General features: G+C 71.0%; 21 protein-coding genes. 13 read left to right on the top strand and 8 right to left on the bottom strand.

Annotation, left to right across the window (positions count from 1 at the left end; all coding sequences use genetic code 11):
• Positions 1-13: 13 nt before the first annotated feature.
• From DLJ49_RS12810 to DLJ49_RS12775, 8 genes are all read right to left on the bottom strand, one after another.
• Positions 14-556 carry a TIGR02444 family protein gene (locus DLJ49_RS12810; protein WP_115393949.1) on the bottom strand — a complete coding sequence of 181 codons (543 nt, stop codon included), beginning with the start codon at positions 554-556 and terminating at the stop codon, positions 14-16.
• Positions 553-1,134 (bottom strand): UbiX family flavin prenyltransferase, encoded by a 582-nt coding sequence (locus DLJ49_RS12805; RefSeq protein ID WP_115393948.1) that lies wholly within the window; start codon positions 1,132-1,134, stop codon positions 553-555. The genes DLJ49_RS12810 and DLJ49_RS12805 overlap by 4 nt, the downstream gene beginning before the upstream one ends.
• 108 nt (positions 1,135-1,242) lie before the next feature.
• Positions 1,243-1,746, bottom strand: coding sequence for a hypothetical protein (locus tag DLJ49_RS12800; RefSeq protein WP_115393947.1), 504 nt, complete (start codon positions 1,744-1,746; stop codon positions 1,243-1,245).
• Entirely contained in the window at positions 1,743-2,276 is a 534-nt protein-coding gene (locus DLJ49_RS12795; protein ID WP_199533366.1) for a permease, read from the bottom strand. Before DLJ49_RS12795 ends, DLJ49_RS12800 begins: the two co-directional genes overlap by 4 nt.
• Before the next feature lie 96 nt (positions 2,277-2,372).
• Positions 2,373-3,359 (bottom strand): NADPH:quinone oxidoreductase family protein, encoded by a 987-nt coding sequence (locus tag DLJ49_RS12790; protein ID WP_115393946.1) that lies wholly within the window; start codon positions 3,357-3,359, stop codon positions 2,373-2,375.
• A complete protein-coding gene (locus DLJ49_RS12785) occupies positions 3,356-3,790 on the bottom strand; it encodes a PaaI family thioesterase (RefSeq protein ID WP_115393945.1) in 435 nt (144 codons plus the stop codon). The genes DLJ49_RS12790 and DLJ49_RS12785 overlap by 4 nt, the downstream gene beginning before the upstream one ends.
• The gene (locus DLJ49_RS12780) at positions 3,790-5,481 is read right to left on the bottom strand and encodes a class I adenylate-forming enzyme family protein (RefSeq protein ID WP_115393944.1); all 1,692 of its coding nucleotides are present in this window, start codon (positions 5,479-5,481) and stop codon (positions 3,790-3,792) included. Before DLJ49_RS12780 ends, DLJ49_RS12785 begins: the two co-directional genes overlap by 1 nt.
• Before the next feature lie 191 nt (positions 5,482-5,672).
• A complete protein-coding gene (locus DLJ49_RS12775; protein WP_115393943.1) occupies positions 5,673-6,980 on the bottom strand; it encodes an amidase in 1,308 nt (435 codons plus the stop codon).
• Between the two features lie 141 nt (positions 6,981-7,121).
• Here DLJ49_RS12775 and DLJ49_RS12770 point away from each other — a divergent pair, with 141 nt between their 5' ends.
• The 13 genes from DLJ49_RS12770 (at position 7,122) to DLJ49_RS12710 (ending at position 22,424) form a co-directional block, all read left to right on the top strand.
• Entirely contained in the window at positions 7,122-8,018 is an 897-nt protein-coding gene (locus DLJ49_RS12770; RefSeq protein ID WP_115393942.1) for a helix-turn-helix domain-containing protein, read from the top strand.
• Between the two features lie 235 nt (positions 8,019-8,253).
• Positions 8,254-10,632 carry a xanthine dehydrogenase family protein molybdopterin-binding subunit gene (locus tag DLJ49_RS12765; protein WP_115393941.1) on the top strand — a complete coding sequence of 793 codons (2,379 nt, stop codon included), beginning with the start codon at positions 8,254-8,256 and terminating at the stop codon, positions 10,630-10,632.
• Positions 10,629-11,345, top strand: coding sequence for a class II aldolase/adducin family protein (locus DLJ49_RS12760; protein WP_115393940.1), 717 nt, complete (start codon positions 10,629-10,631; stop codon positions 11,343-11,345). The genes DLJ49_RS12765 and DLJ49_RS12760 overlap by 4 nt, the downstream gene beginning before the upstream one ends.
• Positions 11,342-12,229: an FAD binding domain-containing protein gene (locus DLJ49_RS12755; protein ID WP_158547462.1), complete on the top strand. Its 888-nt coding sequence runs from the start codon at positions 11,342-11,344 to the stop codon at positions 12,227-12,229. Before DLJ49_RS12760 ends, DLJ49_RS12755 begins: the two co-directional genes overlap by 4 nt.
• Positions 12,226-12,708: a (2Fe-2S)-binding protein gene (locus DLJ49_RS12750; protein WP_115393938.1), complete on the top strand. Its 483-nt coding sequence runs from the start codon at positions 12,226-12,228 to the stop codon at positions 12,706-12,708. The genes DLJ49_RS12755 and DLJ49_RS12750 overlap by 4 nt, the downstream gene beginning before the upstream one ends.
• 10 nt (positions 12,709-12,718) lie before the next feature.
• On the top strand, positions 12,719-13,603 hold the full coding sequence (locus DLJ49_RS12745; protein ID WP_115393937.1) for a polysaccharide deacetylase family protein: 885 nt from the start codon (positions 12,719-12,721) through the stop codon (positions 13,601-13,603).
• Positions 13,604-13,839: 236 nt separating this feature from the next.
• On the top strand, positions 13,840-14,715 hold the full coding sequence (locus DLJ49_RS12740) for an FAD binding domain-containing protein (RefSeq protein WP_115393936.1): 876 nt from the start codon (positions 13,840-13,842) through the stop codon (positions 14,713-14,715).
• Positions 14,712-15,194 (top strand): (2Fe-2S)-binding protein, encoded by a 483-nt coding sequence (locus DLJ49_RS12735; RefSeq protein WP_115393935.1) that lies wholly within the window; start codon positions 14,712-14,714, stop codon positions 15,192-15,194. Before DLJ49_RS12740 ends, DLJ49_RS12735 begins: the two co-directional genes overlap by 4 nt.
• A 71-nt stretch (positions 15,195-15,265) precedes the next feature.
• Positions 15,266-16,252: an ABC transporter substrate-binding protein gene (locus DLJ49_RS12730; protein WP_158547461.1), complete on the top strand. Its 987-nt coding sequence runs from the start codon at positions 15,266-15,268 to the stop codon at positions 16,250-16,252.
• Positions 16,253-16,283: 31 nt separating this feature from the next.
• Positions 16,284-18,569, top strand: a complete 2,286-nt coding sequence (locus DLJ49_RS12725) for a xanthine dehydrogenase family protein molybdopterin-binding subunit (RefSeq protein WP_115393933.1) — start codon at positions 16,284-16,286, stop codon at positions 18,567-18,569.
• A gap of 238 nt (positions 18,570-18,807) precedes the next feature.
• On the top strand, positions 18,808-20,256 hold the full coding sequence (locus DLJ49_RS12720) for a UbiD family decarboxylase (protein ID WP_147277308.1): 1,449 nt from the start codon (positions 18,808-18,810) through the stop codon (positions 20,254-20,256).
• 165 nt (positions 20,257-20,421) lie between these two features.
• Complete coding sequence (locus DLJ49_RS12715) at positions 20,422-21,924, top strand: tripartite tricarboxylate transporter permease (protein ID WP_115393931.1); 1,503 nt, start codon at positions 20,422-20,424, stop codon at positions 21,922-21,924.
• Positions 21,921-22,424: a hypothetical protein gene (locus tag DLJ49_RS12710; protein ID WP_115393930.1), complete on the top strand. Its 504-nt coding sequence runs from the start codon at positions 21,921-21,923 to the stop codon at positions 22,422-22,424. The genes DLJ49_RS12715 and DLJ49_RS12710 overlap by 4 nt, the downstream gene beginning before the upstream one ends.
• Positions 22,425-22,431 lie beyond the last annotated feature (7 nt).

Genomic DNA, 22,431 nt, shown 5'->3' with positions numbered 1-22,431 from the left:
GGCGATCCCGCCCCTATGCCTCTGCGCCGTCCGGGCGCGCGGCCCCGATCGCGCGGGCAAGCCTCGCGAGCGCCGCCTCCGGCAGGTCCGCGCCCAGATGCGCGCCATAGGCGCGCCATGCGGCGCCCCTTGCCGCCCCGGGGGCCTGCGCTGTGCCGGCCATCTCGGCGCCGAGGCGGGCGAGCGCCATCTGCTGCAGCCGCTCGGCCTCCAGCTCGGCGGACTTGATGCGCTGCCGCAGGCGGTCGTCGTCGGCGGCGATCCGGGCCAGCGCCTCGGCCTTGAGCGCCCGTCGCACCCCGCGCAGCGGGCGCACCACCGCGTCGCGCCAGGGGGCGAGCGCGGCGTCGAGCCGGGCGATCTCGCCGGCGTCGAGCGCCACACCTCCGGTGGCCCGGAAGAGCAGGTAAAGCAGCATGTTGACGTCGACGCCGTGCGCGTCCTGCAGGGCGAGGCAGATGTCGGGCACACCCTCTTGCCCGTAGACCGACAGCGAGAAGCGCCAGAACGCGGCGCCCGGCTCGGCCCCGTCTCCGGTCGTGCTGTGCGTGGTCATTCGCCGTCCTCCTTCCAGCGGGGGATGCGCGCCGCCTCGATCCCGAACAGGTCGAGCGCGCGCACGACCGAATGGGTCACGATGTCGTCGAGGCTGCGGGGGCGGGCGTAGAAGGCCGGCACCGGCGGCATGATCACCGCGCCCGCGTCGGTCGCCTGCTGCATCAGGCGCAGGTGCCCGGCATGGAGCGGCGTCTCGCGCAGCATCAGCACGACGCGCCGGCGCTCCTTCAGGCAGACGTCGGCGGCGCGCACGATGAGCTGGTCGGCGTAGGAATTGGCGATGCCGCTCAGCGTCTTGATCGAGCAGGGGGCGACCAGCATCCCCTCGGTGCGGAACGAGCCCGACGCGATGGCGGCGCCGATATCCCTGAACGAGTGCTCCACGTCGGGCAGCGCGCGGATTTCCTTCGCGGTCATGTCGAGCTCGCTCTGCGCGGTGACGAGCGCGGAGGGCGAGATCACCGCGTGGGTCTCGATGTCGGGCACGTCGCGCAGAAGCTGAAGGCTCCGCACCCCGTAGACCACCCCGGACGCCCCGGTGAGGCCGACGATCAGACGTCTCTTGCGTTGGGTCATGTCGGCGCTCCTCCAGCGGCGGGGGGCCCGTCGGCTATTCTGCAGAAGACCGCGACGGGCGGTAGAGCTCTTCGGCCGGGGCCGGTCGGGGTGGTCAAGTGCCCCATGTCAGAACGCGGGAACGAGCGGGATGAGGGCGAGGGCGATCAGCCCGGCGAGCGGCGGCAGGTACCACGCCGACAGGAGGCGCAGCGCCACGAACCGGCCCCCCATCAGCGGCAGTTCGAACGACAGGATGCGGTGCACCGCGAAGATCGACCACGAGACGAGGAAGGCGACGATCTGCGCCTTGCCCGCGCCCATGTCCCATACCAGGAGCGCGATGGGAAAGGTCACCATCGGGCCGCCCGGCATCATCGCGCCGAAGGCGGTGGCCGCGAGAATGCCGCGCACCCCGCTCTCGGGGCCGATCACCGGCCCGATCGCCTCGCGCGGGATCAGCTGTGCCAGCACGGTGGCGATGAAGATGCCCAGCGGGATGCGCAGCCCGATCTTGCGGCCCTGCCTTGCGGCATCGGCGAGCGCCGGCCCCAGCTGACGCGGCGCCCGGCGCACCACCAGCAGACCGAGCACGAGGGTCAGCCCCAGCAGGAACAGAAGCGGCCCCGTCATGCGCCGTCCTTGCCGGGCATGTCGAGTGCGGGAAACGACCGCACCAGCGCGTTTGCCGCGAGGCCGGCCAGCAGGGGCAGGGGCAGGGTGCTGCACAGGCGCAGCAGGCCGAACTGGGTGCCGAGGAAGGGAATCTCCCAGATGAACAGCCGGTTCACGCCCACGCAGGACCACGCCACGAGGAAGGCCACGACCGCGCCGGCGCCTGCCCCGGCGCGGTAGAGCGCATGGATGACCGGGAAGGCCGCGAACGGCCCGCCCGGCATGAAGGCGCCACCGAGGCTGGCGATGGCGAGGCCGGCGAGGCCCGATTCTGCCCCGACCCAGCGGATCAGCAGGTCGCGCGGTAGCAGCACGCCGACGAAGGCGCCGATCATCAGGCCGCAGGCCAGTTGCGGCAGGATCTGCAAGGACAGGAGCGCGGTGTCGGTGGCGCCTTGCGTCACCACGGAAGCGCCGCCCAGCCACAGCCCGAGCGCGGCCGCGACCGCCGCTGCCGCGAGGAAGCCCAGGGTCGTCGCGTCAGGCACGCGACGCTCGCGCGCGCGCGGCGCGGAGGTGCGCGCGGACGTGTCGGCCGAATGCCGCCGGAGCTCGCGCCCGGGCGCACCACGCCGCGCGCCCGGTCATGGTTGCAACAGCGCCCGCCCGCGGCAGGTGCGGGCGACCACGTCGCCCAGGGCCTGCGCGAACGAGTCCAGCGGATAGCAGGTGCGCTCGCCCGGGCGGATGCGCCCCTCGGCGGCGAGCGCGAACACCTCGGCGAAGCATTCCCGCATCAGGTCCGGCATCCGCTTGCGGTAGTCGCTCACCTGAACGCCGCTCACCTCGATGTTCTTGAGCATCAGGTAATTTACCCTGACCTCGGGGATGCGGCCGGCGGCGAAGCCGACGACCACGAGCCGGCCGCGCCACGCCACGCAGCGCAGGGCCGCATCGAAGACGTCGCCCCCGAGCGGGTCGACCACCACGTCGGCGCCGCGGCCCTCCGTGACATCGTACACCTGGGCGCGCAGGCTTTCGCGCAGGTCTGGCGCAGACAGGTCGACGACCGCGTCGGCGCCGGCAGACCGCACCGCGTCGGCCCTTGCCATCGACGCGACCGCCGCGATCGTGCGCGCCCCGCGGGCACGGGCGAGCTGCAGCGCCGCGCTGCCCACCGCGCCCGTCGCGCCGAGCACCAGCACCGTCTCGCCGGCCGCCAGACGCCCCCGCTCGAACAGCGTGACCCAGGCGGTGTCGTAGGCCAGCGACATCACCGCGGCATCCTCGAGCGACACCTTCTCGGGCAGGACGTAGCTGTGCACCGCGGGCACGAGCGCCTGCTCGGCATAGCCGCCATGCTCGGCCATGCCGAGCACGCGGTCGCCCGCGGCGAACCCCTCGACGCCCTCGCCCACGGCGCGCACCGTGCCGACCGGCCCCTTGCCCGGCGTGAACGGGCGCTCGGGCAGGAACTGGTAGCGCCCCGTGAAGACGAGGCTGTCGACGTAGTTGACCGGTGCGAAGGCCACGTCGATCAGCAATTCGCCGGGCCCGGGCCGCGGCTCGGGCAGTTCGCGCAGGGCGGCGCGCTCCGGCGGGCCGAACTCATCGACGACGACGGCCTTCATCGCGTGCCCTCCCGTTCGGCATCGCCCGGATTGGCGAAGGTGCCACGCCCCAGCGCGATCAGCCGCTCGCCGGCACGGATCTCGACATCGGCGCGGCTCATGCTGCGGCCGAGCCGGCGCAGCAGGGCCGTGGCGGTCAGGTCGGGGCCCGGGGCGGGGCGCAGGTAGTCGATGGCGAGCGCGATCGTCGGCGCCGGGCGGGCCTGCTCGACAGCCACCACGGCGTGCCCGGCGATGTCGATCAGCGCGGCGATCACCCCGCCGTGGACGAGCGGCGGATCGGCCTGGTGGCAATGTTCGGGGCGCGCCCTGAGCCGCAGCTCGATCCGCCCCTCCCCGGCGCAGACCGGCTCGGGCGACAGCCAGCGGTTGAAGGGCGGCCGCTCCAGCTCGGCCCGCAGGCGCACCATCCGGTCCCCATGCGCCGCCATCAGGCGTCTGTCTCGCCGAAGCGGACAGGATCAGGGCGGAGCTGGCCCGACGCGATGTCGGGCACGAGCGCCCGTTTCAGGATCTTGCCCGAGGGAGAGAGCGGGATCTCGGGCACGTTCAGCAGGTACTCGGGCATGTCGAAGCGCGACAGGCCCGCCCTGTCGAGGTGGGGCAGGATCTCGCCCGCGGTAATCTCGCCGCCGTCCTTCGACATGAGCACCAGGCACACCTTCTCGCCCAGCCGTTCGTCGGCCACGCCCAGGGCCGCGGCACGTTCCACGCGGGGGAATTTCATCGCCAGTTGCTCGATCCGGGCCGGGTGAATGTTGTGGCCGCCGCGAATGATGATCTCCTTCAGGCGACCCGTGATGGTGATGTAGCCGTCGGCGTCGATCCGGCCCAGATCGCCGGTCATGAACCAGCCGTTGCGGTTGAAGGCGCGCTCGGTGGCGCGCTGATCGTCGAAATAGCCGAGCATCAGGCTGGTGCCGCGCCCCCCGATGTGGCCCACATCGCCGGCGGGCAACGGGCGGTCGGGGTCGTCGATGTCGAAGATCATCGCCTCGTAGCCGGGGCAGGCGCGGCCGGAGGTGCTGGCGATCCGCTCCGGCGGGTCGTCGGGCAGGGTGTAATGGTGCGAGCAGCCCTCGGTCATGCCGTAGCCGCTCTGCGGGACGATACCGTAGCCCTGCATCTTGTCGGCCAGCCACGTGGGCACCGCCGCGCCCGAGATGCGGAAGCCGCGCACATGGTCGAGCTTGGCCTCGGGGCGGCGGTCGAACTCGGCCAGCAGGTCCATCGCGTGGGCGGGCACACCGAAGATGAACGTGGCCCCCGCCTCGTGCAGCCGGTCGATCAGGCTGATGCCGCGCGCACCGTCATGCAGCACGAGTTCCCCGCCGACGAGCAGCGTCAGGATCAGCGCGCCGAAACCCAGATTGTGGCTGAGCGGCCCGAAGGTGTAGATGACGGAGGTGTCGGAGAAGCCCCAGTCGCCGGCCATCGCGCGCGCGTTGGCCAGAAGCGTGTTGTTGGAGTGGAGCACGCCCTTGGGCTCGCCGGTCGTACCCGAGGTGAAGGCGATGTAGACCACGTCGTCGGCCCGCGCCGCGTCGCATGTGGGGGCAGGATCCGCCGGCAGGTCGAGCGCGCGGGCGATCCCCTCGGCGTCGCGTGGTGCGACAGGGTCGAGCCCCTGCGTGCGCACGCGCGCGCCCTGCTCGGTCAGCACCGCGTCGATGTTGCGGCGCTCGGCATCGGCGCCGTAGCCCCGCTCGAAGACGAGCAGACGCGCGTCCATCCGGTCGAGCAGGCGCGCGATCTCCTCGGCGGTATGGTTGCGGTGCAGCGAGGGGCAGAAGACGAGGCTGCAGCGCGCGCAGGCGAGCAGCAGCACGGCGATCTCGCAGCGGCTCGATATCCAGGCGGCGACGCGCTCGCCGGGCTTGTAGCCCTCGCTCGCGAAGCGGGCTGCCATCCGGTCGGCGAGGTCGACGAGGTCACGGTAGGTCAGGGCGACACCGCGATCGCGGATCGCCACCTGTTCGGGTCGGGCCTCGGCCACGGCGCGCGCCCGATCGTAGATCGTCTCGTCGCCCCAGAAGCCCTGCGCGCGGTAATGTGCGGCCATGCCAGGCGTCAGGCGCGTCAGCAGGTTCTGCCGGGAGAAGTGCGGTTGCGTGAGCGCCATCAGGACCCTGGGTTCTTCGACGTGTCGTGCGCGGAGTGTATTTTACCGTAGATTGTTCTAATAATGGAACGGTAGGCCGGCACAAGCCCTTTTTGGTACTCGTTCCGCGCATGGCCCACGCCGATGCCGCGCGCGCGGCCGCGCGGTTCGTGTGGCCTCGACAGGCGGTCGGGCGCGACAAGGAGGGGGAGTCAGGCCGTTTCGGCGATGCGCCCGCCGAGGGCGGCTTCGGCCACCCGCGCCGCGCCCAGTAGGTGCGCGTCCGCGTAGGCCGGGCCGATCAGCTGGACAGACAGCGGCAGCCCGGTCGGCCCGGTGCCGCAGGGGAGGCAGAGCGCCGGCAGGTGGAGGGTCGTCCACAGTTCCTGCAGGCGCGGATCTCCGGTCGAGTGCAGGCCCGCGGGCGCCTCGCCGGGCGTCGCCGCCGTCAGGAGCACATCGACGCGGTCGAACAGGGAGGCCGCCGCGCGCCGTGCGTCGTCCACGGCCCGGCGGGCCTCGAGATAGGCATCGCCCGAAACGGCGCGCCCGGCCTCCCACGTGGCCTGCGTCTCGGGCCGGAACCCCTGACCATGCGCCAACGCTTCCGGCGCGAGGGCGCGGTGACGCTCGAACGCATTGATGACGGCCCGGTGCGCGGTGAGGCCGCTCAGCCAGCCCGGCGCGGCGACGGTCTCGACGGGGCAGCCCGCCTCCGCCAGCCGCGCCGCTGCCCCCTCGAGCGCGACCGCCGTGGCGGGGTCGACCGTGTCGTCGAGGTGGGTCGCCAGCAGGCCGAAGCGGACCGGCCCCGCGGCCGCCTCGGGCGGCGTGTCGAGGAAGACGGAGTGCAGCAGGGCGGCATCCGCCGCCGTCCGGGTGAACAGCCCCACCGTGTCGAAGCTCTGCGCCGCCATCTTCATCCCGTCGACGGGATAGAGCCCGAAGGTGGGCTTGAATCCGACCACGCCGCAGAACGCGGCCGGGCGGATGACCGAGCCGCCGGTCTGCGTGCCGAGCGCGAAGGGCACCATGCAATCGGCGACCGCGGCCGCCGACCCGCTGGACGAGCCGCCCGGCGTGTGGGCGGGGGCCTCGGGGTGGCAGGTGTCGGCGGGGGCCGTGCCGGCATATTCGGCCGTCGCGGTCTTGCCGAGCATGATGCCGCCCGCCGCGCGCAGCACGGCCACGGCCGCCGCGTCGAAGCGGTGCGTGGCCCCGGCATGGGCGTCGGCGCCCATCTCCGTGGGGCAGCGCGCGGTGCGGAAGACATCCTTCACGCCGAAGGGAACGCCCTGAAGCGGGCCGGTATGCTGCTTGTCACGGGCCGCGGACCGCGCGCCTTCCGCGTCGACCGAGATCCATGCGCGCACCTGCGGGTCGCGCTCGGCGATCCGCGCGAGGCAGGCCTCGACCACCTCGGCCGCGGAGAAGGCCCCGGCATCGAGGCCGGCGCGAATCTGTTCGATCGTCAGGGTGTTGAGCGCGCCCGTCACCGTTGCCTCCCGGTCGCGGCGCATGCGGCGGCCTCGCCCCGCATCGTTCTCAAATTGCACTTCATGCTCAAATTTGGATAGGCGGCGGCGGAAGCATGGTCAATCCTGCAGAAACGGTCAGACGCCCGCCGGGCGTGGCCGCGGAGAGGGCGAGCGGAGGGCGTAGTGGGCATTTCATACGAGGAGATCGGGCAGCGTCTGCGCGCCTTCCGGCTGGGCACGGGGATGAGCGCCGAGGAGATCGCCCGCAAGCTCGGCATCTCGCGCACGGCGGTCTACCGGTTCGAGAAGGGCGGCGTCGTCAAGATCGAGACCCTGCTCAGCCTCGCCGATCTGCTCCAGGTGTCGCTGCCCACGCTGCTCGGCGTCGAGACGGAATACATCTCGTCGTCGGTCACCTATTTCGAGCGGCTGCGGCAACTGGAGGAGAGCGCCGAGCGGATCACCATCCTTGCCGGGCCGCTGTCGCTTCTGCTGTCGTCCGACGAGTTCGTGGCGCGGCTCGAAGCGCTGCTGAAGGAGACGGCGCCGGAAGAGACCGAGATCCGCGACCGGACGGAACGCGACGTCGACCGGATCGTCGAGATCCTGCGGGAGCGGCGGGCGAACTACCAGCGGCGCAAGCCCACGATCGTCAACCTGATCTCGGCGCTCGACATCGTGCGGCTGCTGCATTCGGGATTCGTCGGGCGGCCCTTCATGCCCCGCCCCGACCTGAAGGAGCGGCAGAAGAGCGCGCGCGAGGAGATCGAGCACATCATTCGCCTGATGGAGGAGCAGCCGATCGGCGTGCAGATCGGGCTCGTCACGGGCACCCTGCCGCATGTCGGCTTCCAGATCTTCCGCTCCGGCGAGAAGCGCACGCTGTCGGTCAGCCCGTTCCGCCTCGGCGAGCAGCCCAACATCCGCCTGGGCGTGGCGATGATCACCTCGACGCCCGAGGCGGTCGCGCTGCACGAGAAGGTGGTCGAGCAGATGTGGGCCGAGTCGCTGAAGGGAAAGACCGCCGGGCGCTACCTGCGCGACCTGATCGCCTCGGTCGACGGGGATCTGCCGCGCTGACGAGGGGGGATCGGCCGGCCCCCGAGTCTCTTATGTGCCAAAATCGGGATTTTCGTTGAAAGAGTGCGATTAATGTGACAAGTCAAGGATCGTGGAATGCATCTCCCGGTCGGCGCCTGCCGGCCGGACTTGCGCCAGAGTGTCTTGCCCGGCCCGGAGAGTTGATCTTGCGTCCTGCGTCTGGAACGAACCGCGACCTGTGGCCCGGCCTCTGCCGCGCGGCGGCTGCGGCCCCATGAACGAGGCGCCGCGTCAGGGGTCGAGCGCCCGGCCGGGTGCCGGCGAGAGGCTGTTCGGCCGCGCCGTCCCCCGCCTCGAAGACACGCCGCTTCTGACCGGCCGCGGGCGCTTCGTCGATGACGTGCAGCTCCCCGGCCTGCTGGCCGTGGCCTTCGTGCGCAGCCCCTTCGCCCATGCCCGGATCCGTGCCGTCGATTGCACCGACGCGCGTGCCATGCCGGGCGTCGCGGCGATCCTGACGGCCGACGACCTGTCGCCGCTGCTCACCTCCGACGTGGTCGCCGGCGCCATGCCCTCGGCCGCGATCCGGCACGAGGTGTACCGGCCCGTCCTCGCGCGCGACGAGGTGGCCTATGCGGGCGAGGCGGTCGCGCTGGTCGTGGCCGCCACCCGCCACGAGGCCGAAGACGCCGCCGAGGCGGTGGCGGTGGAGTACGAGCCGCTCTTCGCGGTGGCCGACGGGCCGTCGGCGCTCGAGCCCGGCGCGCCGGCCGTGCACATGCGGCTGCCCGACAACCTTCTGGCGACCTTCGATTTCCACTATGGCGAGGTCGATGCCGCGTTCGCTGCGGCGGCGCATGTCGTGCGGGCCGACTTCGACCTGCACCGCGGCGGCGGCCACTCGATGGAGGGGCGGGGCGTGGTCGCGGCGCCCGACCCGGTCGAGGATCGCCTGCGCGTCTGGAGCTCCACGCAGACGCCACATGCGCTGAAAGCCGCCTTGTGCACCATGCTGGGGCGCGGCGACGACGACATCTCCGTCTCGGTCCCCGATCTCGGGGGCGGCTTCGGGCCCAAGCTCGTCACCTATCCCGAGGAGATCGCGGTGACGGCCGTCGCGGCGCATCTGGGGCGCCCGCTGAAATGGATCGAGGACCGGCAGGAGCATTTCCTCGTCTCCACGCAGGAGCGCGACCAGCACTGGCGGATGGAGATGGCGCTGGAGGCCGACGGCCGCATCGCCGGCATTCGCGGCGCGCTGACCTACGACATCGGCGCCTATACCGCGCGCGGCCTGAACGTGCCCTACGCCTCGGGGATGATGCTGACGCTGCCCTACAACGTGCCGAGCTACCGGCTCGACATCGCGGTGGCGCTGACCAACAAGGCGCCGGCCACGCCGGTGCGCGGCGCGGGCCAGCCGCAGGCGACGTTCGTGATGGAGCGGCTGCTCGATCTGGCGGCGGCCGAGCTGGGCCTCGACCGGGCCGAGATCCGCGACCGCAACCTCGTTCGGGCCGAGCAGATGCCCTGCCGCAAGCCCCTCAAGCTGCGCGGCGGCACCGACGTGGTGCTCGACAGCGGCGATTACCCGGCGACCCAGCGCGCGGCGCTGGCGCAGGCCGGCTGGGCCGGCTTTGCCGCCCGCAAGGCCGCGGCGCGGGAAGAGGGCCGCTCGATCGGCCTGGGGCTGGCGAACTACGTCGAGGGCACCGGGCGCGGCCCCTACGAGACGGTGACGGTGCGCGTCACCCGGCAGGGGCGCGTCCGGGTCAGCACCGGCGCCACGGCGATGGGGCAGGGGCTCCAGACGGCGATGATGCAGATCGTTGCCGACCATCTGGGCGCCGATCCGGCCAATATCGACATCCATCTGGGCGACACCGCCGAGCCCTACGGCTTCGGCGGGTTCAACAGCCGCCAGACGGTCGTCGCCGGCGCCTCGGCCGACGCGGCGGCGCGCGCGGTGCGGCACAAGGTGCTGTCGGTCGCCGCGCACAAGCTGGGGGTCGAGGCTCATGCGCTCGACATCGCCGGCGATCTGGTGGTCGAGACGGGCGGCGGCAACCGCAGCCTGACCCTCGCCGAGGTGGCCGTCGCCGCCCAGGGGATCGCCGGGTTCCGGCTGCCGGGCATCGACACGCCGGGGCTGCAGGCGACCGAGCGGGTGGTGATCGACGACATGGCCTATGCAAACGGCTGCGCCGTGGCCGAGGTCGAGGTCGACCGCGCGACCGGCGGCGTTCGCGTGACGCGGCTCGCCTTCGCCCACGATTGCGGCGTCATGGTCAACCCCGCCATGGTCGAGGGGCAGTTGATGGGCGGGATCGCCCTCGGCCTCGGCAACGCGCTGTTCGAGCGGATGGCCTACGACGAGGCCGGCCAGCCGCTGACCACCACCTACGCCGATTACCTGCTCGTGACCTCGGCCGAGATGCCCGAGGTTGCCGTCAGCCACACCGAATCGCCCACCCATCTCAACGCGCTCGGGGTGAAGGGCGTGGGCGAGTCGGGCGTCATCCCGATGGCGGCCGCCATCGCCTCGGCCATCGACGACGCGCTCGACGACCTCGGCGTGCGGGTGCTGCGCGCGCCCGTCTCGCCGCAGGAGGTGCGCGCGGCGATCCGCGCGGCAGAGGGCGGGGCGCGATGAGCGGCAACCCCGCCCCGGATCTCGTGACGGCGAGCCGCATCCTCGTGGCGCAGGGGGTGCTCGACGCCTTCGGCCATGTCAGCCTGCGCGACCCGGGCGACCCGTCGCGGTTCTGGATGTCGACAGCGCGGCCGCCCTCCACCGTTACGGAAGACGACTTCCTTCGGTTCGACCTCTCGGCCGAGCCGGTCGAGGCGACCGATGCGCCGCTCTTTTCCGAGGGCGTGCTGCACGCGGCGATCTACGCCGCGCGGCCGGGGGCGATGGCCGTGGTCCACCACCATGCGCCCGCGCTGATGCCCTTCTGCCTCGGGGCGGGGCGGCTCTACCCGGTCACGCAGACCGGCGGTTTCATGGGCGGGCCGGTGCCGGTCTGGGACAGCGCCGACGATTTCGGCGCCACCAACATGCTGGTGACGACGATGGAGCAGGCCCGCTCGGTCGCCACGGCGCTCGGCGAGCGGCCGCTCGTTCTGATGCGCGGCCACGGCGCCACCCTCGCCGCGGGCGGCCTGCGCGAGCTGGTCTTCATGGCGGTCTATAGCGCGCGGGAGGCCGAGCATTTCCTGCGCGCTGCCGCCTTCGCGCAGCCCGTCGCGCTCTCGGCGGGCGAACTCGCCCTGACCCGCCGGCCGGCGCGGCCGGCCATCGACCGGGGATGGGAGCACTGGGTCGCCACGCTGCCCGCCGATGCCAGGGGAGACAGCCGATGAAAGCACCGCCCTTTACCCTGCACCGACCGGCGACCGTCGACGAGGCGGCGGGCCTGCTGGCCGCGCTGGCCGACGAGGGGGCGCTGGTGCTCGCGGGCGGCCAGAGCCTCGTGCCCATGATGGCGCTGCGGCTGGCCTACCCGCCCGACCTGATCGACATCAACGGCATCGCCGGGCTCGACCGGATCGAGCTGTCGGGCGACCATCTTGCCATCGGCGCGCTCGCCCGCCACCACGATTTCCGGCGGTCCGTCGTGCCGGGGCCGTTCGGCGCGCTGCTCGCCCGCATCTCGCACGAGATCGCGCATTACCCGATCCGCACGCGGGGCACCTTCTGCGGCAGCCTCGCCCATGCCGATCCGGCTTCGGAATGGTGCCTGACCGCGGCGACGCTCGGCGCCGAGATGGTGCTGCGGTCGCAGGCAGGTGAGCGCGCGGTGCCGGTGGCCGACTGGTTCGAGGGCGCGATGGCCACGGTGCGCGAACCCGAGGAGCTGCTCGTCGAGGTGCGCCTGTCGCGCCCGGCCGAGGGCTCGGCCTGGGGCTTCTACGAATTCAACCGGCGCGCGGGCGATTTCGCCATCGGCGCGGCGCTGGCGGGCTACCGGCTGGAGGGCGGCGCGATGCGCGACGTGCATGTGGGCATCGGCGCGATCGAGGAGGTCCCGCGCCGGCTGGGCGAGGTGGAGGCCGCGCTCGAGGGGCAGCCGCCCGGCCCCGAGGCGTTCCGCACGGCGGCCCGGATCGCGGCTGGCGCCGTCGAACCGCTGGAGGATTTCGCGACGCCGGCAGATTACCGGCGCGATCTTGCCGTGACGGCGATCGAGCGGGCGCTCGCCGAGGCGGCATTGGCGCAACCCGGCCAGAGGGGGATGGCGGCATGAGCGGGCAGACCTTCCAGCTCCACGTCAACGGCACGTCCTACGCGGTGACGGCGCCCGACCGGAAGACCCTGGGCGACGCCCTGCGCGAGGATTGCGGGCTGACCGGCACGCATCTGGGCTGCGAGCAGGGCGTGTGCGGCACCTGCACCGTCATCGTCGACGGCCGCCCCGTGCGCTCGTGCCTGATGTTCGCCCGCCAGGCCGAGGGCGCGCAGATCCGCACCGTCGAGGGGCTGGCGCAGGGCGAACGGCTGCACCCGCTGCAGCAGGCCTTCATCGACGCCCATGCCCTGCAATGCGGCTTCTGCACGCCGGGCTTCCTGATGCTGATCGTCGGCGCGCTCGAACAGGACCCCGACATGACGGAGGACGAGCTGGCCGAGGTGCTGTCGTCGAACCTCTGCCGCTGCACCGGCTACGCCGCGATCGCGAAGGCGGCTCTGGCGGCGTATCCGCGTCCGGCGACGCCGGCGGAGTGAGGGTGCGGCCATGCCCCTGATGCGCCTGCGCGACCACAACCGCTACGATTACGTTCCGCTGCCCGAGCGGGCGCAGTTCGATTGGCCCGGCGGCAAGCGGCTGGCCTTCTACGTCTGCAACAATATCGAGGTGTTCAGCTTCGGCGAGGGGATCGGCAGCGACAGCGCCATCGTCGGCGCCCCGCAGACGAGCCGCAACTACGCCTGGCGCGACTACGGCAACCGCGTGGGCCAGTGGTACGTCTTCGACCTGCTCGACGACCTTGGCCTGCCCGCCGCCGGGAACGTCAATTCGCTGGTGTTCGAGCGCTGCCCGCAACTGGCCGAGCGGATGGTGGCGCGCGGCGACGAGTTCGTGGGCCACGGGCGCACCAACGCCGAGCGGCAGGACGTGCTGGACGAGGCGGAGGAACGCGCGCTGATCGCGGAGTCGCGCGAGGCCATCCGCGCCCATACCGGCACCGCGCCGCGCGGCTGGATGGGGCCGTGGCTCGCCCATTCCGACGTGACGCTCGACCTGCTGCGCGAGGCCGGCTTCGACTACGTGATGGACTGGCCGGCCGACGATCAGCCCTTCCACATGCGCACGCGCAGCGGGCCGATCCTGTCGGTGCCCTACACGATCGAGGTGAACGACAGCCCCGTCATGGCCTTCCGCCAGCAATCGCACACCGATTTCGAGCGGATGATCGTGGATCAGTTCGACGAGATGCTCGAGCAGTCCGAGAAGTATCCACTGGTCTGTTCGGTCGTGCTCCATTCCTTCGTGATCGGGCAGCCCTATCGGCTGCGCGGCCTGCGCCGCGCGCTGCGCCACGTCCTCTCCCATGCCGGCGACGTCTGGACCACGACGCCGGGCGCGATCGCCCGCCACTACCGGGCGCTTCAAGGGTGAGCGGGTCGCTCTGGCGGCTTCGCCACCCGCGGGAGGGCGCGGCCACGACCAGATCGTGAACGGCCTCGTCACGGAGCGCCCGCGGGGTCTTGACGAACAAAAAGAAGACGTATTTCATTTTTGGAACAGTCCCGGCGGGCAGCGCCGGCGGGGAGAGCGGGAGCCGCAGCGATGACACGGACACAGCGATGCAGCCTTGCGGGTCTTGCGCCGTCACGCCCCCGGCGGCCCGCCGCATGAAGCTGCCGGCCTTCGACTATGCCTGCCCCGAGACGCTGGACGAGGCGACGGCGCTGCTCGCCGAGGCCGGTGGCGACGCCAAGGTGATCGCCGGCGGTCAGAGCCTCTTGCCCTTCATGGCCTTCCGCCTCGCCGCGCCGAGCCTGCTGGTCGACCTGCGCAAGATAGCCGGCCTCGACGGCATCGAGGTGGCCGATGGCGAGATCCGCCTCGGCGCCATGGTGCGCTGGCGCGACATCCTCGACAGCGCAGCCCTCGCCCGCGCGCTGCCCCTTCTGCCCGCCGCGATCGGCCATGTCGCCCATTACCAGATCCGCAACCGCGGCACGCTGGGCGGCAGCCTCGCCCATGCCGACCCGGCCTCGGAGTTCCCCTGCATCGCCGTTCTCTGCGGCGCCTCGGTCGACGTCGTCGGCGCCGGGGGGCATCGCACCATCCCGGCCGACGAGCTTATTGCCGGCCCGATGGAAACCACGCTGGAGGACGACGAGATCATTGTCGCCGTCCGCTTCCCGCGCTGGCCGGAGGGGCGCCGCTGGGCCTTCGACGAGTTCGCCCTGCGCCACGGCGACCTCGCCATCGCCGCGGTCGCCGCGGCCTACGACATGGACGGACCGCACATCGCGCACGCCCGCGTCGCCGTCATGGGCGCGACCGACACGCCGCAGCGTGTGCCCCCGGCCGAAGATGCGCTGAACGGGCGCGCGCCCGATGACGACACATTCGGCGCGGCCGCCGCGGCGGCCTCGGCCGCGATAGAGCCCACCGAAGACCTGCACGCCGGCGCCGCCTACCGGCGCGCGCTGGTGGGCACGCTGTTGCGGCGCGCCCTCGCGGAGTCCTGCGCGCGCGAAAGGGAGGCCGCCGAATGAAGATCGCCCTCACAGTGAATGGCCGGCCCGCCGCGCTCGATGTCGCGCCCCGCACGACGCTGGCCGATTGCCTGCGCCACGCACTCGGGCTGACCGGCACGCACCTTGCCTGCGAGCACGGCGTGTGCGGCGCCTGCACCGTCATCGTCGACGGCGCGGCGGTGCGCGGCTGCCTCACCCTCGCGGTGCAGGCCGACGGGGCCGAGGTGACGACGGTCGAGGGGCTGGCCGGCGACGGCGCCCTGACGCCGCTGCAGGAAGCGTTCCGCCGGCATCACGCGCTGCAATGCGGCTTCTGCACCGCCGGCATCCTGACCACGCTCCATGCCCTGCTGACGGAGAACCCGGATGTCGAGGCCTGCGAGATCCGCGAGGTCCTGAGCGGCAACATCTGCCGCTGCACCGGATACATCCCGATCGTGGAGGCCGCACTGGAGGCGCGCGCCGCCTATCGCCGGGGGGGCGACCCGGCCCAATGACCCGCGGCCCGACCCGGGGCCCGACCCGCGTCACATGGCGCAGGCATCGAACGACACACCGAGGACACGCGATGAAAAAGATCGAACTGACCCTTGCCTGCGGCGATTACGAGATCGTGCGCCCCCTCAAGGAAGGCATCGTGAAGCCCGACGGGATCGACCTGATCGTGCTGACGGGGATGGATTCCACCACCCGGCACTGGCGTTTCCTGCGCAATGGCGATTTCGACATGTCCGAGACCTCGGCCTCGTCCTACGTCGTGGCGCGCGACTACGGCTACCCGATCACCGCGCTGCCGGTGTTCCTGCATCGGCGGTTCCGGCACGGCTTCGTCTACGTGAACACCTCGAAGGGGATCGAGACGCCGAAAGACCTGATCGGGCGCAAGGTGGGCATCAAGTCGTTCCTCGTCACCGCCGGCCACTGGATGCGCGGCATCCTCGAGCACGAATACGGCGTGCCGCACAAGTCGATCGACTGGTATGCCGAGCTCGACGAGGACGTGGATTTTGAGCCGCCCGCCGACCTCAAGCTGACGCGCCTGCCCGACGACAAGTCGGTCGAGCGGATGCTGGCCGAGGGCGAGCTCGACGCGGTGATCCATTCGAGCCTGATCAAGCCGATCCTCGAGAAGGATCCGCGCGTCGCCCGGCTGTTTCCCGACTACAAGGCCGAGGAGCAGAAATACTTTGCCAAGACCGGGATCTTCCCGATCATGCATGTGCTCGGCCTGCGCAACGAGGTGGTCGAGAAATACCCCTGGGTGCCGGTGAACATGTTCAACGCCTTCCAGGAGGCGAAGAAGATCGCCATGAAGCGGATGGAGAACCCCCGGATCGTGCCACTCGCCTGGTACCGCGAGGCCTGGGAGGAGCAGGAGGCGATCCTCGGCCCCGACCCGTGGGAATACGGCCTGACAGAGCGCAACCGCCACACCCTGGAGACGCTGGCGGGCTATTCCCACGAGCAGGGCCTCATCCGCAGGCCAGCCAGACTCGACGAGCTGTTCGTCGACGTCTCGCAGGGCCGCAAGCGCGGCGACGAGTTCCGCATCTGAGCCACCGGCCGATCACGAGGAGCGCCCGCGCATGAACACCCCCAACACCTATATCGGCGGCCATGTCGAACGGGTGGAGGACGCGCGCTTCCTCCGCGGTGCGGGCCGCTACATCGACGACGTGACGCGCGAGGGGATGCTGCATGCCTGCGTCGTGCGCAGCGCCGTGGCGCATGGGCGCCTCGTGTCGATCGACGCCGAGGAGGCGCTCGCCATGCCCGGCGTCCACGCGGTGCTGACGGCCGCCGACGTGACCGGCGAGATCCCGACCATCCCCTTCCGCCGCCCCAACCCCAAGATCGGCCCCTACGCGCAGCCCGTCATCGCCCGCGAGCGGGTGCGCTATTTCGGCGAGCCGGTGGCGCTGGTGCTGGCCGACAGCCCCGAGCTGGCCGAGGACGCCGCCGAGCTCGTGCTGCCGGAGATCGAGCCGCTGCCGGCCGTCGTCACGCGCGACGCGGCCCTCGCCGCCGAGCCGCTGCTGTTCCCCGGCACGACCGAAGACAATCTCGCTGCGGTTTTCACCGCCGGCAAGGGCGATGCCGAGGCGGCCTTCGCCGGGGCCGCGCTGGTGGTGGGCGACAGCTTTTCCACCCAGCGGCAGACGGCGCTGCCGCTGGAGACGCGCGGCCTGCTGGCGGAGTGGGACGCGGACGCGCAGCACCTCACCGTGCACGGCGCGGCCAAGCTGCCGTTCTTCAACCGCCGCGCCATGGCGAAGATGATGGACCTGCCCGAGACGTCGGTCGACTATGTCGAGCACGACGTGGGCGGCGGCTTCGGCGCGCGGGGAGAGTTCTACCCCGAGGACTTTCTCGTGGCGCTGGCCGCGCGCATCACCGGCCGCCCGGTGAAATGGGTCGAGGACCGGCGCGAGCACTTCGCCGCCATCGCCCATTCGCGCGAGGCCGAGGCGCAGGTCGAGCTGGCGCTCGATGCCTCGGGCCGCATCCTCGGGCTGCGCGGCGAGATGTTCATGAACGTGGGCGCCTATGTCCGCCCCAACGGGATGACGCCGGTGCGCAACTGCGCGCAGTTCATGTCGGGGCCCTACCGCGTGCCGAACATCGCCCTGCAGGCGACGGCCTATGTTGCGAACAAGACGCCCGCCGGCACCTTCCGCGGCCCCGGGCGCTACGAGGGTTCGTTCTTCATCGAGCGGCTGCTCGACATGGCCGCGGCGCGGCTCGGCCTCGACCGCCGCACGATCCGCCAGGTCAACCTGCTGACGAATGCCGAGATGCCCTATCCGCTCGCCCAGATCCGGCCCAGCGACGGCTCGCGCGCCGAAACCTCGTGCGACAGCGGCGAGTATTCCGAGGCGTTCCACCGCTGCCTTCAGGCCTTCGACTGGGAGGAGAAGGAAAAGCTCGACGGCCGGCTGATCGACGGGCGCTACCACGGCATCGCGGTGTCGTGCTTCATCGAGGGCGGCGCGTCGGGCCCGGCCGAGACGGCGCGCATCCAGGTGGCGGGGGATGGCGGCGTCGAAGTCTATGTCGGCTCGTCGGCGATCGGGCAGGGGCTGGAGACGGTGATGGCGCAGATCGCTGCCGACACGCTCGGCCTGCCGATGGAGTGCATCCGCATCTACCACGGTTCGACCACCTATCTGGCCGAGGGCTGGGGCTCTTACGGGTCGCGCGCCACCGTGATGGGCGGAAACGCCGTGCGCGAGGCGGCCCTTGCCCTGCTCGCCCGGTTCCGCGCGCTGGCCGCGAGGCGGCTCGGGGTCGGCGAGGCCGAGGTCAGCGTCGTCGGCGGGCAGGCGGTCGGGCCGGACGGCGCCGTGCTCGACCTTGCCGATCTCGCGGCGGAGGGGCTTGCCGGCGAGGCGAAGTTTCTCAATTCCGACGCGACCTATACCAACGGCACGGCGGCGGTGCATGTGGCCGTCGACCCGGAAACGGGCCGGGTCGAGGTGCTCGATTACGTCGTCTGCGACGAGGTGGGCCGCATCGTGAACGCGCTGACCCTGCACGGGCAGGTCACGGGGGCGGCAGTGCAGGGCTTCGGCAGCGTCTTTGGCGAGGAACTGCCCTACGATGACGACGGCGCGCTGCTCGTGGGCACGCTCGCCGACTATCTCGTGCCTCTGGCGACCGACTATCCGCGGGTGCGCTGTCTGTCGCTCGAGTCCTATCCCTCGCCCACGAATCCGCTCGGCGCCAAGGGGGCGGGCGAGGGCGGCATCATCCCCGTCGGCGGCGCCGTGGCGAATGCCGTCGCGTCGGCCTTGCGCGCGTTCGGCGTGGCGCCGAACCACCTGCCGCTCTCGCCGGCGCGGGTCTGGGCCTTGCTCAACCCCCCGGACTGAGCCGGCGGCCGCCCCCGACGACCCTCGTTCGCACCGCGCTCCTCGCCCGGTGTCGGGCACCGGGCGCGTGCACGGGCTGACGCGCGATTAGGCAGCACGTCGCGCTGGGCAGTTTTTTGGTGCCGTCTTGTTTGTGAGACGGACTCGCCCTTGACGAATAAAAATTGGACGTGCTTAACTTTTTGAAACAGCCGCGGGGACAGCTCGTGGCACGACAAGCCGACAGGGAGAGCACGCGGTGGAACAGAGCACGCCGAGCCGTCAGGATCTGAGAACCTGGGTGGCGACAATGGAGGAGGCGGGCGAACTGCTCCGCGTCTCCGGCGCCGACCGGGAGAACGAGATCGGCGGCATCGTCGACATCTACCAGCGGCGGATCGGCGGCCCGGCGCTGCTGTTCGACCAGGTTCCCGGCTATGACCCCGACTACAGGGTGCTCGCCAACCTGTTCATGTCGGTCAAGCGGATCGCGCTGACCTTCGGCCTGCCGGAAAACACCCGCGAGGTCGACCTAGTGGGGTTCTGGCGCGATGCGTTCCGCAATCCGCCCACGATCCCGCCCGTCGAGGTCGAGACCGGCCCGATCCTCGACAACGTCGAGACGGGCGACGAGATCGACATGCTCAAGATCCCCACGCCGCGGTGGCACGAGGGCGACGGCGGCTACTACATGGGCACCGCCGTCATGGTCATCATGAAGGACCCCGACAGCGGCTGGATCAACTACGGCGCCTACCGGGTGCAGGTGCACGACAGGAAGCTTGCCACCGTGATGGCGTCGAAGGGCAAGCACGGAGACCAGCTGATGCGGAAGTATTTCGAGCGCGGCGAGCCGTGCCCGATCGCGGTGGTCGTGGGCGTGCACCCGGCGATCTTCTCGGTCGCCGGGCTGGAAGTGCCCTACGGCAAGAACGAATACGACCTCGCCGGCGGCCTGATCGGAGAGGGGGTGCGCGTGATCCGCGCGCCCAAGACCGGGCTGCCGATCCCCGCCGAGGCGGAAATCGCGTTCGAGGGGTTCATTCACCCTGACGACCGGATCGACGAGGGCCCGCTGGGAGAGTGGACGGGCTATTACTCGGGCGGTGTCGAGCAGCACCCCGCGATCCGCGTGGAAACCTTCATGCACCGCGACAACCCGGTGCTGACGGGCTGCATCCCCGCCGTTCCGCCCAACGACGACACCTTCTATCGCGGCACCTACCGCGCCGGCGCCGTCTGGCACGAGATGGAGGCGGCCGGCGTGCCCGAGGTGCGGGGCGTCTGGGCCCACCCGGCGGGCGGCAGCCGGATGTGGCTGACCGTCTCGATCAAGCAGCAATATGCCGGCCACGCCAAGCAGGCCGGCCTCGTCGCCTCGCAGTGCCACGCGGGCGCCTACGCCAACCGCGTGGTGATCGTCGTCGACGAGGACATCGACCCCGCCGACATCGACCAGGTGATCTGGGCGATCTGCACCCGGTCGGATCCGGGCGAGGATCTCGACGTGCTGCGTAATTGCTGGAGCACCAAGCTCGATCCGCGCGCCTACCCGGCCGGTGCGGGAATGGTGAATTCGCGGATGATCCTGCAGGCGGTCAAGCCCTGGAGCCGGATGGCCGACTGGCCGGCCATCGTGCGCTCGAGCAAGGAGCTCGACGACCATGTGCGCGGGAAGTTCGCCAAGTATCTCCCGGCGGATTTCTGAATGCCGATGTCGCCGGGAGAGCGCGGCTGCCGCCGGGCCCGGGGCTCATGACCTGCCGGGGATCGAGCGACGCGTCTGCACGGAACCGCGTGCCGGTGCCCACGTCGCGGCTGACGCGGCGCAACGGCTGGGCGAAGACCACGGGATCGGCGGGGGTGCTCGCCCATGCTTGAAGCGTCCCTTGCCGGCCTGACCTCGATCCTCGATCCCGGCACCCTTCTCGTCATCCTGTTCGGCGTGATGATCGGGCTGATGTTCGGGGTCGTGCCGGGGCTGGGCGGGACCGTTCTGCTCGCCGTGCTCATCCCGTTCATCTACCCGATGGACGCGCACATGGCGCTGGCCTTCCTGCTGGCGTCGAACGCGGCGGTCGTGTTCGGCGGCTCGATCACGGCGATCCTGTTCAACGTGCCGGGCACCGCGCAGAACATCGCCACATGCTTCGACGGCTACCCGATGACGCAGAAGGGGCAGTCGGCGCGGGCGCTCGGCATCTCGGCCACGGCCTCGCTGATCGGGGGGCTGTTCGGCGTGGTGGTCCTGACGGCGCTCATTCCGCTGGTCCGGCCGATCCTGATCTATTTCGGCCCCGCCGAGCTGTTCGCGCTGACGATCTTCGGCCTCGTCATCATCGCGTTCCTCGGCGAGGGCTCGATCGTGAAGGGGGTGATCGCGGGCGGCTTCGGCTTGCTTCTGTCGTTCGTCGGCGCCGATCCGATCACCGGAATCAGCCGCTTCAACCTCGATCAGACCTGGCTGCTCGACGGCCTTGATTTCGTGGCGGTCGTCATCGGCATCTTCGCGATCTCGCAGGTGATCGAGCTCTACGTCAACAAGGGCTCGATCGTGCAGGACACCGGGGCGGTCGAGCGCGGGCGATCGAGCGTCTGGGAAGGAGTGCGCGACGTGCTCGGCCGGCCGTTCATCACGCTTCGCAGCAGCGCGCTCGGCGCCTTCATCGGTATCATCCCCGGCGTCGGCGGCACCGTCGCCAACATCCTCGCCTACGGCCAGGCGATGCAGATGTCGAAGGATCGCAGCGACTTCGGCAAGGGCGCGGTCAACGGCGTGCTCGGCCCCGAAGCCTCGAACAACGCCACCGACGGTGGCTCGCTCTTGCCGACGCTGGCCTTCGGCATTCCCGGTGGCGAGGCGACGGCGATCCTGCTCGGGGCTTTCATCCTCAAGGGGATCGACACCGGCCCATCGATGCTGACCGAGAATCTCGACATCGTGTTCGTGCTGGTCTGGGCGATCGCCATCGCCAATGTCATCGCCTCGCTCGTCGGCCTGCAATTCGCGCTCCGCATGGTGCGCTTCACCTTCCTGCGGGGCGAGATCATCGGGCCGTTCATCCTGACGGTCGGCGTCGTGGGCGCCTTCGCGGCCGAAGGGCACTTCGCGGCGGTCTGGGTGGCGCTGGCCTTCGGCGTACTCGGCTACTTCATGAAGAAATACGGCTTCCCGAAGGCGCCGCTGGTGATCGGTCTCGTGCTCGGCATCATCACCGAACGGTATCTGCAGATCTCGCTGCGCACCTACGGCGACGCCTTCTTCCTGTTCGACCGTCCGCTCGCGCTGGTGCTGATGATCGTGGCGCTCGGCGTGCTGGTGTTCCCGTTCGCGACGAAGCTCTTGGGGTCACGGCAGGCGGGGGCCGCGAAATGAGGAACAAGGGCCTGCTGATCTTCGAGTGCTTCCTGCTGGGCGTGGCGATCTTCTTCATCGTCGAGGCGCTCGGTTACAACGAGCGGGCCCGGCTGGTGCCGCTCCTGGTGGGCGTGCCCACCGCGCTGCTGATCGCCTTCCAGATCGCGATCGACCATGTGCCGGGGTTCGAGCGGTTCGCCCCGGCGCAGGTGAAGCCCGGCTTCGTCGACCGCGACAAGATCGGCCGGAAAAGCGCGGCGGCGCTTCCGGCAGACGAGGTCCGCCGGCGCGAACTAACCGCGCTCGGCTGGGTCCTGGGCCTCGGCGTCGCGCTGACGCTCTTCGGCTTCTACATCGTCCTGCCGCTGTTCCTCATCGGTTTCCTGCGCGTCCTCGCCGGGCTCGACTGGACCAGGACGCTGGTCAGCACAGCGGTGGCGATCGGCATCCTCTACAGCGCATTCGTCTGGTTCCTGCGCGTCGACCTGTATCCGGGCCTGTTCCCGCTGGTCGGCTAGCAAGCGG

The sequence above is a fragment of the Rhodovulum sp. 12E13 genome (genome assembly GCF_003340565.1).
GTDB lineage: Bacteria > Pseudomonadota > Alphaproteobacteria > Rhodobacterales > Rhodobacteraceae > HLUCCA09.
The sequence above is the reverse complement of the archived record's forward strand: the minus strand, read 5'-3'. Positions and strand labels throughout refer to the sequence as shown.